The sequence below is a fragment of the Streptomyces sp. NPDC107528 genome, from assembly GCF_055639295.1.
This window is the reverse complement of record NZ_JBVKAV010000004.1, coordinates 663,201-676,387: the sequence shown is the minus strand read 5'-3', so window position 1 is coordinate 676,387 and position 13,187 is coordinate 663,201. Positions and strand designations below refer to the sequence as shown.

At 69.7% G+C, this 13,187-nt stretch carries 7 protein-coding genes and 5 tRNA genes; 6 read left to right on the top strand and 6 right to left on the bottom strand.

The window, feature by feature from the left end; all coding sequences use genetic code 11:
• From ACZ7L5_RS16840 to ACZ7L5_RS16815, 6 genes are all read right to left on the bottom strand, one after another.
• Nucleotides 1-1,005, bottom strand: a complete 1,005-nt coding sequence (locus tag ACZ7L5_RS16840; RefSeq protein ID WP_471517306.1) for an STAS domain-containing protein — start codon at nt 1,003-1,005, stop codon at nt 1-3.
• Between the two features lie 390 nt (nt 1,006-1,395).
• A tRNA-Lys gene (locus ACZ7L5_RS16835) sits at nt 1,396-1,468 on the bottom strand.
• A 130-nt stretch (nt 1,469-1,598) separates the two neighbouring features.
• Nucleotides 1,599-3,149, bottom strand: a complete 1,551-nt coding sequence (locus ACZ7L5_RS16830; RefSeq protein WP_471517304.1) for an amino acid permease — start codon at nt 3,147-3,149, stop codon at nt 1,599-1,601.
• A gap of 165 nt (nt 3,150-3,314) precedes the next feature.
• On the bottom strand, nt 3,315-5,468 hold the full coding sequence (locus tag ACZ7L5_RS16825; RefSeq protein ID WP_471517302.1) for a DEAD/DEAH box helicase: 2,154 nt from the start codon (nt 5,466-5,468) through the stop codon (nt 3,315-3,317).
• A 292-nt stretch (nt 5,469-5,760) separates the two neighbouring features.
• Complete coding sequence (locus ACZ7L5_RS16820; protein ID WP_471517300.1) at nt 5,761-6,300, bottom strand: hypothetical protein; 540 nt, start codon at nt 6,298-6,300, stop codon at nt 5,761-5,763.
• 119 nt (nt 6,301-6,419) lie between these two features.
• Nucleotides 6,420-6,770 (bottom strand): metallopeptidase family protein, encoded by a 351-nt coding sequence (locus ACZ7L5_RS16815; protein ID WP_328880690.1) that lies wholly within the window; start codon nt 6,768-6,770, stop codon nt 6,420-6,422.
• 85 nt (nt 6,771-6,855) lie between these two features.
• On the opposite strand from ACZ7L5_RS16815, the gene ACZ7L5_RS16810 reads away from it, so the two are divergent.
• The 6 genes from ACZ7L5_RS16810 (at nt 6,856) to ACZ7L5_RS16785 (ending at nt 13,030) form a co-directional block, all read left to right on the top strand.
• Nucleotides 6,856-8,427, top strand: coding sequence for a metallophosphoesterase family protein (locus ACZ7L5_RS16810; protein ID WP_471517299.1), 1,572 nt, complete (start codon nt 6,856-6,858; stop codon nt 8,425-8,427).
• 80 nt (nt 8,428-8,507) lie between these two features.
• Nucleotides 8,508-8,580, top strand: a tRNA-Glu gene (locus ACZ7L5_RS16805).
• 37 nt (nt 8,581-8,617) lie between these two features.
• Nucleotides 8,618-8,692, top strand: a tRNA-Asp gene (locus ACZ7L5_RS16800).
• Between the two features lie 26 nt (nt 8,693-8,718).
• Nucleotides 8,719-8,792: transfer RNA gene (locus ACZ7L5_RS16795), tRNA-Phe, on the top strand.
• Nucleotides 8,793-8,916: 124 nt separating this feature from the next.
• Entirely contained in the window at nt 8,917-12,861 is a 3,945-nt protein-coding gene (hrpA, locus tag ACZ7L5_RS16790; RefSeq protein ID WP_471517298.1) for an ATP-dependent RNA helicase HrpA, read from the top strand.
• Between the two features lie 94 nt (nt 12,862-12,955).
• Nucleotides 12,956-13,030, top strand: a tRNA-Asp gene (locus ACZ7L5_RS16785).
• Nucleotides 13,031-13,187: the final 157 nt, after the last annotated feature.

Below are 13,187 nucleotides of genomic sequence, written 5' to 3'. Positions count from 1 at the left end.
CTACGCCCGGCCCCGCCCGGTGCCCCGAAGGGCAGGCACCGGAGGTCCGCTGTCCCGGGACAGGGTCAGCACGCAAGGAGCGCCCCGTCCGGGCAGCCCGACCAACTCTCCGCGGTTCAGCCAACCCCACGACTCGTAAGCGGCTTGTCCGGCCCGGTCCGCCGGGTGCAGCAGGGCGACCCCGAGTGCGGCGTGCCGATCGGCCAGCAGACGCTGCTGCAGGCGGCGGCCGATGTCGCGGTGTTGGCCCTGGTGCTGAGCCACGACCTGAGTGATGAGCAGGAACCCGGTACCGCCGGCGAGCCGCCCGATGCACTCCTGCAGCCCTCGCTCGGAGCGGCCCTCGGGGCTCACCGGAAATCCGAAGCCGCATCCCACCAGCACCGTCGTCTCGGCGAGCAGCAACACGAAGCCGGGCCGTCGCGCGCTGACGGCAAGCCGCCACAGGAAGTGGACCCGCTCTCGGTGCGCCCGTCCCGAGGAGCCCGCGACGGGTGCCACGGCCAAGTCGGCGATGTCTTCTCTCATCCCCTCCGCCTGCCAGCGGTTCAGCCGGCGCAGACGTATCCCGTCCTTGACCACCGGCGCCTCCGCGCGGCAGCCGGACGCACGTGTCCCTCCGGCCGACCCGACCGACGCAGATGTGTCCAGCAGGTCATGGAGCGGTGCGGGTGGCACCGCATGGGCCGGGGCCGCGAGGAGCAGGGGAGCGGAGCCGGTGACTGCGAGGAGCCGGGTGATCTGCGCGCACGGATGGTGCAGCCGCAGCGCGGCGTGCACCCGCTCGGCACGGCGTGACGTCGTCAGGAACACGTCCAGGCCCTTGGCGTCGCAGGAGCCGACGGTGGTGAGATCGACGTCGATGACGGTCATGCCGTCACGCAAGCACTGCTCCAGCGCGGCCCGCAGCAGGGGCGCCGTGGTCGGCCCCACCTCACCCAGGAGCGTGACCAGGGCTCGCTCCCCCTTGTCACGCCGGTGGATGTCCAGCCGCCGCGCTTCCATCACCCCGCCCCTCGGCAGGGATTCACAACTCCCCGGGCAGGGTGCGCAGTTGCAGTGATCGCGGCGTACATGATGCCGACCCGTCTCCGCACCGTCCGCTCGGGCGGCCCGGGGTTCGTCTCGCGCCGAGGACGCCCCGGCAAGACTGCCGGAATGCGCGATGTCCTCGGTATCTCCACGGTACGCCGCCGACGGTCTCGACCCGCAGTCCCGGACGGGCTCATCGAAACCGAGCGCACCGCCTGCCGAACGGCTCATGGAGACGTCCGCGGCAGAGGGCCCGCTTGTGGGCCGAACTCGGGCCGGAAACGAAGCAGCGCCCGAGCCAACTTAAGTCGTCTCAGGCGCTGCGCAGCAGGTCAGAGGGGGTACCCCCCGTCACCCGCACCGTAGGCCCTGTGGGACTCGAACCCACAACCAATGGATTAAAAGTCCACTGCTCTGCCAATTGAGCTAAGGGCCCAGGCGATGTTGCCTCCCCGAGCATAGCCGCACGTGGCCGTGGATCCGATCGGGTATCGGGGTCACGGCCACGTCAGCGGTGGCGGAGGGCCGCGGGAGGAGCTCTCGCGGAACCCGCGCGCGCCGGAGTGCTACGGATCCACCGGTTCGGGCGCCCCCGCACGGGCCGCGTCCCGGGCGATCGTGCGCTCGTGGTCGGGGTTGAGGAACCAGTGCCGGGCCGACGCCAGCCACCAGGTCGCGGCAAAGCCGAGGACGACCAGGACGGCGACCGGGGCGTAGTTGAAGGTCTCCCAGGTCACCGGGGACACCTGCGGCAGCATGAACAGCACCGTGATCACACCGACCCACGTCACCGCGACCACCCCGACGACCCCCGACCAGCGCCCCAGGTGCCACGGTCCGCGCTCGAAGGCGTCCCCCTTGCGCAGCCGCAGCAGCGTCGGGATGACGTACGCGATGTAGAGGCCGATCACCGCGATCGAGGTCACCGCCGCGTACGCCGTGACGTTGATCAGATACGGCAGCCCGAGCACCAGCGCTCCGCCCGCCGCCAGCCACACCGCCGCCACCGGCGTCCGGGTGCGGGGGCTGACGGTGTGCCACACGTGCGAGAAGGGCAGGGCACCGTCACGTGAAAAGGCGTAGATCATACGGCTGTTGGCCGTCACGGACGCCATCCCGCAGAACAACTGCGCCCCGATGACGACCAGCAGAAGCAGCTTGCCCGCCGTCGCCCCCAACGCGTCCAGCAGGATCTGCGCGGGCGGCGCGCCGGTCGGGGACGTGAGGGCACCCTCGTAGGACTGGATCGCAAAGGTGAAGCCCAGCAGGAGAACGAAACCCGCTATCCACGACGTCCAGATCGACTGCACGATCCCCTTCGGGCCCGCCGTCGACGCGTCGTGCGTCTCCTCCGTCATATGGGCCGAGGCGTCGTACCCGGTGAAGGTGTACTGCGCCATCAGCAGACCCACCAGGACGACGTACACCCCGCTGCCCCAGCCGGTGTTGTTCACGAACTCGCCGAACACGAAGGACGCCGACTGGTGCTCGTCCGGTACGAAGGTCAGCGCTCCGACGATCACCGCGACGCCCAGCACGTGCCACCACACGCTGATGCTGTTGAGGAGGGCGACGATGCGCACGCCGAAGGTGTTGAGGAGGCCGTGCAGGACGAGGATGCCCGCGAAGAGCAGGATCGTGCGGCCCGGGGTCACCTCGAAGCCGAACTGAAGGTTCAGATACGCGCCCAGGAACGACGCCGCCCCGAAGTCGATGCCGGCGGTCACCGCCACCTGGCCCAGGACGTTGAACCAGCCCGTGAACCACGCCCAGGCGGCGGCCGTACGCGACGGCGCGAGCCGGTGCGCCCAGAAGTACAGGCCCGCCGACGTCGGATACGCCGAGCAGATCTCGGCCATGGCGAGGCCGACGAAGAGGGTCATCAGGCCTACGGCCACCCAGCCCCAGGTGATCACCGCCGGGCCGCCCGTGTTCATGCCGAACAGGTAGAGCGTCAGACAGCCCGACAGCACCGAGATGATCGTGAAGGAGACCGCGTAGTTGGAGAACGCCGACATGCGGCGGGCGAGAACCTGCGTGTAGCCGAGCTGGGCCAGCCGCTCTTCGTCCGAGACCTTCCCGGAGGACCGCCCGCTCGCTATGGCGTCATCTGTCATGTCCCCTGCGATTCCCTCGCCAGGGGCATGACACACGTCACATCTTGACTGGAAGAGGCCCTTGCAGCTCCGCGGTGCAACGCGAAGGGCCCGTACGAACGAGTCGTACGGGCCCTTCCATGCTCACTCAGCGAGCCTCACACGGCGTCAGCCGATGCAGCAGGCTCAGCCGTTGCGCTTCCAGCGCGGCTTGTCCTCGCGGCGTCCGAAGGACGAACCGCCGGTGCCACGGTGCTCGTCACGACGGCCGTACGGCCTCTCGTGGCCGCCGGAGCGGAAGCCCGGGCGGTCGTCGCGACGGTCGCGGTTGAAGGGACGGTCGCTGCCACGGTGACCGCCACGCTCGTCACGACGCTCGAAGGGACGCCCGGCCGCCGGCCGGTCGTCACGACGGAAGCCGCCGCGGTCGTTGTCACGGCGCTCGAACGGACGGCTGCCACGGTCACGGTCGAAAGAACGGCCGCCACGGTCGCCACCACGGTCACCGCGGTCGTCACGACGGAAGCCGCCACGGTCGTTGTCACGGCGCTCGAAGGAACGGCTGCCACGGTCACGGTCGAAAGAACGGCCGCCACGCTCGCCACCACGGTCACCGCGGTCGTCACGACGGAAGCCGCCACGGTCGCCGTCCCGGTCCCGACGCTCGAAGCCACGGTCGCCGCCGCGGTCACGGTCGCGGTTGAACCCACCACGGTCGTTGTCACGGCGCTCGAAGGAACGGCCGCCACGGTCACGGTCGAAGGAACGGTCACGGTCGCGGTTGAACCCGCCCCGGTCGTCCCGCCGCTCACGACGCTCGTACGGCGCCGAAGACTCCGTACGCTCGGCCCGGTCGACGTCCTGCGCCGCCGGCTGCTCCGGCACGACCGCCTCGACGGCTTCGACCGCCGCGGCCTGCGCCTCGGCCACCGCAGCCTCGGGGTCCTCACCGCGCTCGCGCGCCGCGCGGGCGACGAGCCGGTCGGACTCCTCACGCAGCTCGACGGCACGCCGCTGCGCCCGCTCCAGCTGCTTGGTGAGCTGGGCGACCTCACGCTCGGCCTGCTGAGCGGCGTTGCCCGCCGACTCCGCCTGCACCTCGGTCATCGAACGGGCGCCGGTGATCTCGGCGACCTCCGGGTCGAAGGCGGCACCGCCCTGGATGATGTGGCGCGAGGCGTCGACGCCCGCGTCCTCCATCAGCCGGAAGATCTGGCGCCGCTGGTGCGGCAGCGAGAGGGAGACGACCGAACCGGTCCGCCCCGCACGCGCCGTACGGCCCGCGCGGTGCAGGTAGTCCTTGTGGTCACCGGCCGGGTCCACGTTCAGCACGAGGTCGATGCCGTCGACGTGGATACCGCGCGCGGCGACATCCGTGGCGACGAGGACGTTGACGTAACCGTCCTTGAAGTCGGCCAGCGTCCGGGTCCGCGCACCCTGCGTCATACCGCCGTGCAGCGCGTCCGCCTTCGCACCGGCGTCGCGCAGCTGCTCGGCGACACGGTCGGCGCCCAGCTGGGTGCGGACGAAGATGATGGTGCGGCCCTTGCGGGAGGCGATCGCGGCGGTGACCGGCGCCTTGTCCTTGGGCTTCACGATCAGGATGTGGTGCGACATGGTCGTCACGGCACCCTGCGCGGCGTCGACCTCGTGCAGGACCGGGTCCTTCAGATACCGGTCGACGAGGGTCTTGATCTCGTTCTCCATGGTCGCGGAGAAGAGCATGCGCTGACCGCCGGCCGGGACCTGGTCGAGCAGCTCGGTGACCTCGGGCAGGAAGCCCAGGTCGGACATCTGGTCGGCCTCGTCGAGAACGGCGACCTCGACGTCCTGCAGCGAGCAGGCGCCGCGGTTGATGATGTCGCGCAGGCGGCCCGGGGTGGCCACCAGCACGTCCACACCGCGCTCCAGGGCGTAGATCTGGTTCCCCATCGACGTACCGCCGCAGACGACCTTCATCTTCAGGCCGAGCTGGTCGCCGTACGGCTGGAGAGCGTCCGCGACCTGCATCGCGAGCTCACGGGTCGGGGTGAGGATGACGGCGCGCGGACGGTGCTTCTCGGTGCGGCCGCCGGAGAGGCGGGCCAGCGTCGGGAGACCGAACGACAGGGTCTTGCCGGAGCCGGTGCGACCGCGGCCCAGGATGTCCTTGCCGGCCAGGGCGTCCGGGATGGTCGCGGCCTGGATCGGGAAGGGGGTGGTCACGCCGTTCTGCGCAAGCTTGCGCACGACGCCCTCGGGGAGACCGAGGTCCGCGAAGGTGGCCTCGGGGGCCTCCTCGACGACGGCGTTCTCAGCGTCCTCGGGCATGACGACGTGATCAGTACTGGAAATGGACATGCGTATGCGAAACCTTCCGGAGTCTCGTCGGCACGCGCCCGTCAACTCCGTGATTCGCAATCGACCGCCTCAATGCGGTCCGCCACGGCAAGGGAGAGTACGCGCCACACGGCGCGCTCTGCAGTGGCGCCGGGCAAATGGGATCAAACGATCTACCACCATACGCACCCCCAGCCCCCCAGCGCAAACCAGCCGTCAACCCTGTAGGCAACGTCACTCGCCCCGGCCGTAGGCACCCTCACGTGCCCTGCCCCCTCGACCCCCGCAGGCCCTGCCTCACGCAGGCCCTACCTCACGCAGGCGCCCCCGCAGCCGGCGCGGGCTCCCGCTGAGCCAACTGCGGCCCCGTCTCCTCATGCGCCGACGACGACGGCTCGGCCACGGTGGGCGTAGGCGTGACGGACGTCGGCTGCTCCGTCGGCGTCGGTTCCGGATCCGCCGGCCGGGTGGGCGTCGGCTCAGCCGTACGCGTGGGACCCGGCTTCTCGCTCTGCCCCGGCTTCACCGGCGGCCTGCCACCGGCAGGAGCGGACGCACTCGCATCCGCGGACGACGAGGCCGACGGAGAACCCGACTCGGCGCCCTTGTCCCCACCCTTTCCCTTGCCCTTCCCCTTCGCCCGCTTGCCGTCGTCCGCATGCGCCCCGAACCCGGACCCGCCCCCCGACACCGCCGCACCCCCGTCGGGCGCCTCACCACCCCGCTCCCCCGCCGAATGGGACGGCTTGGCGCCCCCGCCACCACCGTCGTCACCCACACTCATACAGCCGGCGGCAGCGGCGACGGCCATCACCGTGGCAGCCAGACGGACAGGTACGTACAAGGGGCGCACGGGAGCCACCTCCAGGGGCGGGCGAAGAAGTCAACCTGCCCAACTCCCGCCGCCCACAAGAGGACACGCGCCCGCACCACTGCGACACGACCCCGGCACCGAAAGACCCCGGAGCCGCCTCACCCGTACCCGAGCGCATGCAACCGCTCGTCGTCGATCCCGAAGTGATGCGCGATCTCATGCACCACCGTCACCTCGGTCTCGGCCACGACCTCCTCCCGCGACTCACACATCCGCAGCGTCGGCCCCCGGTAGATCGTGATCCGGTCCGGCAGCACCCCGGCGTACCACTCCCCGCGATCGGTCAGCGGAGTCCCCTCGTACAACCCGAGCAGCTCGGGATCGTCCGCCGGCGGTTCGTCCTCGACGAACACCGCGACGTTGTCCATCAGCCGCGTCAACTCCGGCGGAATCCGGTCCAGCGCCTCGGCGACCAGTTCCTCGAACTCCTCGCGCGTCATCTCCAGCACACGCCCATTGTCAGGCACGAACCAGCCAGGAAGGAGCCGCCAACGGCCCCGCATATCCGCCACGGCACTTGGGCATACGGGACCAATGGCCCGCGTCCCCGCCGCGTTCAGGAAAGCTGTCGGACCCCTCCCCAGGGCCCCGCGCGCCCTCGCCCGCCGCTACGCCACCCGCCGCCCCGGCCCCACCCCGGAACTCGTCACCCAGCCCCACCCGTGGACCCGCGCCGTCGGCCTGGTCATCGTCGTCCTCATCGGCACCTGGCTCGGCCTGCTGATCGTCGGCAACGTCCGCGCCCCCGTCGGCCCCATGAACACGACGATGACCCTGCGCCCCTCCCTCACCGGCGGCACAAAGATCAACGTCTCCCCCCTCGGCGCCCTCCAACTCGACAGCCACATCGCCCCGGTCCGCCTGGACGTCAACGTCGACCAGCTCGACCCCGTCCGCTCCCAGGCCCTCGTGGACCACCCCGAACGCCTCTCCGGCCTCCAGGACGAAGTCACCCAGGACGTCACCCACGGCACCGTCGACCTGGCCCTGCGCAGCTGCGTCGCCGTCGTCACCGGCGCCACCGCCCTCGGTCTCGCCGTCTACCGCCGCCCCCGCCGCGCCCTCGCCGCCGGCGGCCTCGCCCTCACCCTCCTGGCCGCCTCAGGCGGCACGGCGTACGCCACCTGGAACCCGGAGTCGGTCCTGGAACCGAAGTTCTCAGGACTGCTCTCCTCCGCCCCGTCCCTGGTCGGCAACGCCCGCAGCATCGTCACCGAATTCGACGTCTACCAAAAGGAGTTGGCCCGCCTGGTCACGAACGTCACCAAGCTCTACGACGCCACCTCCACGCTCCCCGCCTACGCGCCGGACCCCACCACCATCCGCGTCCTGCACGTCTCCGACATCCACCTCAACCCGGCGAGCTGGAAGATCATCGGCTCGCTCGTCGACCAGTACAAGGTCAACGTCATCGTCGACTCCGGCGACACCATGGACCACGGCACCGCCGCCGAGAACGGCTTCCTCGACCCCATCGAGGACCTCGGCGCCCCCTACGTCTGGGTCCGCGGCAACCACGACTCCCGCCTCACCCAGCGCTACCTCGAAGACCTCAAGAACGTCCACGTCCTCGACGAAGGCAAGGCGAAGACCATCGCCGGCCTGCGCTTCGCCGGCATCGGCGACCCCCAGTTCACCCCGGACCGCTCCCAGGTCCCCGGCGGCGACGCCGCGAACGAACTGGCGGGCGCCCGGCTGGCCACCGCCCTGCGCGACCAGACGACCGCCGGGACCCCCGTCGACGTCGCCGTCGCCCACGAACCCCTGGCCGCCCGCCAGACCGACGGCGAGGTCCCCCTCGCCCTGGCCGGCCACATCCACCACCCGGAAATGGAGCTCCTCCCCTACGGCACCCGCCTGCGTATCGAAGGCTCCACCGGCGGCAGCGGCCTGCGCGCCATCGAGGGCAAGCACCCCGACCCCATCCAGACCTCGATCCTCTACTTCGACCGCGAGACCCGCCGCCTCCAGGCCTGGGACGAGATCGAACTCGGCGGCCTCGGCCTGACGACCGCGGAGGTGAGGCGCCACCTGGTGGAGGAGAACCAACCGGGCGCCACCGAATCCGCGACGACGTCCCCGACGGCCCCCACCCCCGCCCCGTAAACCGTTTTGGCGATACCTCCCGCCATCCCATATGCTTCTCACGTCCCCGACGCGCTGAGAAGCGCCCAGGCGGGCCGATAGCCCTCATCGTCTAGCGGCCTAGGACGCCGCCCTTTCAAGGCGGTAGCACGGGTTCGAATCCCGTTGGGGGCACGCAGTACGGTGTGCGACACTGTCGTACGCATCGCATGGTCCTGTGGAGCAGTTTGGAGTGCTCGCCACCCTGTCAAGGTGGAGGCCGCGGGTTCAAATCCCGTCAGGACCGCTGTGAGGCTTCGCAAGAGCCCTCACGGCTGGGTAGCTCAGTTGGTACGAGCGATCGCCTGAAAAGCGATAGGTCGCCGGTTCGACCCCGGCCCCAGCCACAACGGAAAGCCCTCGCCGATCACTCGGCGGGGGCTTTCGCACGTCCTGCCCCAACCCGCCGCCAGGCGCCACGGACAAAAGCGTTCGCCACGGATTTCGGTGGGATGAGATCCTGGATCGCGTATGTCTACGCACCCCGCCCCCGCCCTGGGCGCCCTCGCCCCCCGTCTGACCGAGTTGTCCCTGCGTGATGCGCAGCGGCTCGGGCGGCGGCTCGAAGGTGCGCGCAAGATTCGTAAGCCGGAGGCGCGGGACGCCGTGCTCGCCGAGATCGAGGCGGAGATCGCCAAGGGCGAGGAGCGGATCGCCGGCCGACGGGCCCGGGTGCCTGCGGTCACGTATCCCGAGCAGCTGCCGGTCAGCCAGAAGAAGGACGACATCGCGGCCGCCATCCGTGATCACCAGGTCGTGATCGTCGCCGGTGAGACGGGGTCCGGCAAGACCACGCAGATCCCCAAGATCTGCATGGAGCTGGGGCGCGGCGTCCGCGGCATGATCGGGCACACCCAGCCCCGCCGTATCGCCGCCCGTACCGTCGCGGAGCGCGTGGCCGAGGAGCTCGACACGCCGCTGGGCGAGGCCGTCGGCTGGAAGGTGCGGTTCACCGACCAGGTGAGCCCGGAGGCGACCTTCCTCAAGCTCATGACGGACGGCATCCTGCTGGCCGAGATCCAGACCGACCGCGAGTTGCGCGCCTACGACACGATCATCATCGACGAGGCCCACGAGCGGTCCCTGAACATCGACTTCCTGCTCGGCTATCTGGCCCAGCTGCTGCCGAAGCGGCCGGATCTGAAGGTCGTCATCACCTCGGCCACCATCGATCCGGAGCGTTTCTCCCGGCACTTCGGTGACGCGCCGATCATCGAGGTCAGCGGCCGGACGTATCCGGTGGAGGTGCGCTATCGGCCGCTCCTGGAGGAGGACTCCGAGGACGCCGACCGCGACCAGATCACCGCGATCACGGACGCGGTGGAAGAGCTGATGGGGGAGGGGAAGGGCGACATCCTCGTCTTTCTCTCCGGGGAGCGGGAGATCCGGGACACGGCGGACGCGCTCACCAAGAAGCAGTACCGCTTCACGGAGATCCTGCCGCTCTACGCCCGGCTCTCCCATGCCGAGCAGCACCGCGTCTTCCAGCCGCACACCGGCCGCAGGATCGTTCTGGCGACCAACGTCGCGGAGACGTCGCTGACCGTTCCGGGCATCAAGTACGTCATCGACCCCGGCTTCGCCCGGATCAGCCGGTACAGCCATCGCACGAAGGTGCAGCGGCTGCCCATCGAGCCGGTCTCCCAGGCCAGCGCCAACCAGCGCAAGGGCCGCTGCGGCCGGACGAGCGACGGTATCTGCATCCGGCTGTACTCCGAGGACGACTTCGTCGCCCGCCCGGAGTTCACGGACGCGGAGATCCTCCGTACGAATCTGGCGTCCGTCATCCTGCAGATGACCGCGGCCGGCCTGGGCGACATCGAGAAGTTCCCGTTCATCGATCCGCCGGACCACCGCAACATCCGCGACGGCGTGCAGCTCCTCCAGGAGCTCGGTGCGCTGGATCCGGCGCAGAAGGACGCGCGCAAGCGGCTCACGGACACCGGCCGCAAGCTCGCTCAGCTGCCCGTCGACCCGCGGCTGGCCCGGATGGTCCTGGAGGCCGACAAGAACGGCTGTGTCCGCGAGGTCATGGTCATAGCGGCGGCGCTGTCCATCCAGGATCCGCGCGAGCGCCCGGCCGACAAGCAGACCCAGGCCGACCAGCAGCACGCCCGCTTCCGGGACGAGACGAGCGACTTCCTCGCGTATCTGAACCTGTGGCGTTACGTCCGTGAACAGCAGCGCGAGCGGGGCTCGTCGTCGTTCCGGCGGATGTGCAAGCAGGAGTACCTGAACTTCCTGCGCATCCGCGAATGGCAGGACATCTACTCGCAGCTGCGTACCGTCGCCAAGCAGATGGGCATCCACCTCAACGAGGACGACGCCCCCGCCGACCGCGTGCATGTCTCCCTCCTCGCCGGCCTGCTGTCGCACGTCGGCATGAAGGACGTGAAGGACGGCGCGAAGAACGAGTATCTGGGCGCCCGCAGCGCCAAGTTCGCGGTGTTCCCCGGCTCGGCCCTCTTCAAGAAGCCCCCGCGCTTCGTGATGTCCGCCGAGCTCGTGGAGACCTCGCGCCTCTGGGCCCGAGTCAACGCGAAGATCGAGCCCGAGTGGGTCGAGCCGCTGGCGGAGCACCTGCTCAAGCGCACGTACTCGGAGCCGCACTGGGAGAAGGACCAGGCCGCGGTGATGGCGTACGAGAAGGTCACGCTGTACGGCGTCCCGATCATCGCCCAGCGCAAGGTCAACTACGGCCGTATCGACCCGGAGACCAGCCGGGAGCTGTTCATCCGCAATGCCCTGGTCGAGGGCGACTGGCGCACACACCACAAGTTCTTCGCCGACAACCGCAAACTCCTCAGCGAGGTCGAGGAGTTGGAGCACCGGGCGCGGCGCCGGGACATCGTCGTGGACGACGACACGCTGTTCGACTTCTACGACCAGCGGGTGCCCGACCATGTGGTTTCCGGTGCCCACTTCGACTCCTGGTGGAAGCACAAGCGGCACGAGGAGCCGGAGTACCTGGACTTCGAGCGCGCGATGCTCATCCGGGAGTCGGCCGAGGCGGTCACGAAGGCCGACTATCCCGACGCGTGGCGGCAGGGGCAGCTGAAGTTCCGTGTCACGTACCAGTTCGAGCCGGGCGCGGACGCGGACGGCGTGACGGTCCACGTCCCGCTCCAGGTCCTCAACCAGGTCACGGACGAGGGCTTCGACTGGCAGATCCCGGGGCTGCGGGAGGAGCTGGTGACGGAGCTGATCCGCTCCCTGCCGAAGCCGATCCGCCGCCACTACGTACCGGCGCCGAACTTCGCGAAGCGCTTCCTGGATGCGGCGGTGCCGCTGCAGGAACCGCTGACGGTGACCATGGCGCGCGAGCTGAAGCGCATGGTCGGAGTTCCCTTCGCCGCCGACGACTTCGACTGGTCGAAGGTCCCCGACCATCTGCGCATCACGTTCCGGATCATCGACGAGCGGCGCCGAAAGCTGGCGGAGGACAAGGACCTGGAGACCCTCAGGCTCCGTCTGAAGCCGAAGGCGCGGCAGGCCCTCTCGCAGGCCGCGGCGGCAACCGCCTCCCGTCAGGGCGGTGAGTCCCTGGAACGCAAGGGCCTGACCGACTGGACCATCGGCACGCTGACCCGCGTCTTCGAGACCCGCCGCGCCGGCCAGCCGGTCAAGGCGTACCCGGCGCTGGTGGATGACGGCGACACGGTCTCGGTCCGGCTCTTCGACACGGAGGCGGAGCAGGCGGAGGCGATGTGGAAGGGCACCCGCCGCCTGATCGTGCGCAACATTCCGGTCAACCCGGCGAAGTTCGCGTCCGAGAAGCTGACGAACGCCCAGAAGCTGGCCCTGTCCGCCAACCCCCACGGCTCGATCCAGGCTCTCTTCGACGACTGCGCGATGGCAGCGGCGGACAAGCTGATCGGTGACTTCGGGGGGCCGGTGTGGGACGAGGAGTCGTACCGGAAGCTGTACGACAAGGTCCGCGCCGAGATCGTCGACACGACGGTCCGTGCGGTGGGCCAGGTGCAGCAGGTGCTGGCCGCCTGGCAGGCCGCTGAGCGTCGTCTGAAGGCCGTACGAAGCCCTGTCCTGCTTGCGAACCTCACAGACGTCCGCAAGCAGGTGGACGCCCTGGTGAAGCCCGGTTTCGTGACGCAGGCGGGACTGCGCCGCCTGCCCGACCTCATGCGGTACCTGATCGCGGTGGACCGCCGCCTCCAGCAGATGCCGACGAACGTCCAGCGCGACACGACGCGTATGGAGAAGGTCCACGAGATGCAGGACGAGTACGCCTGGCTGCTGGAGCAGATGCCGCAGGGCCGTCCGGTCCCTTCGCAGGTGCTGGACGTCCGCTGGATGCTGGAGGAGCTCCGCGTCAGCTATTTCGCGCACGCGCTCGGCACGGCGTACCCGATCTCGGACAAGCGGATCGTGAAGGCGATCGACGCGCTTGCGCCGTAACGGCCTGTGCACGCAGGGTGAGTTCGACCAGTGGGCTCACCCTCCTGTACAGTCTCTTCTCGCAGCGCAACGCACGAATCGCGCAGCGAAACCTGGTCCTGTGGAGCAGTTTGGAGTGCTCGCCACCCTGTCAAGGTGGAGGCCGCGGGTTCAAATCCCGTCAGGACCGCAGTGAACGAGATCGGCCCGCATCCCGCCAGGGACGCGGGCCTTTCTTCATCCCCACCACCCACCTCCCGCCCTGCCAAGGTGGAGGCCGCGCCCGCGGCGCAGCCGCAATCGAGTACAGCAAATCCCGTCAGGACCGCAGTGAACGAGATCGGCCC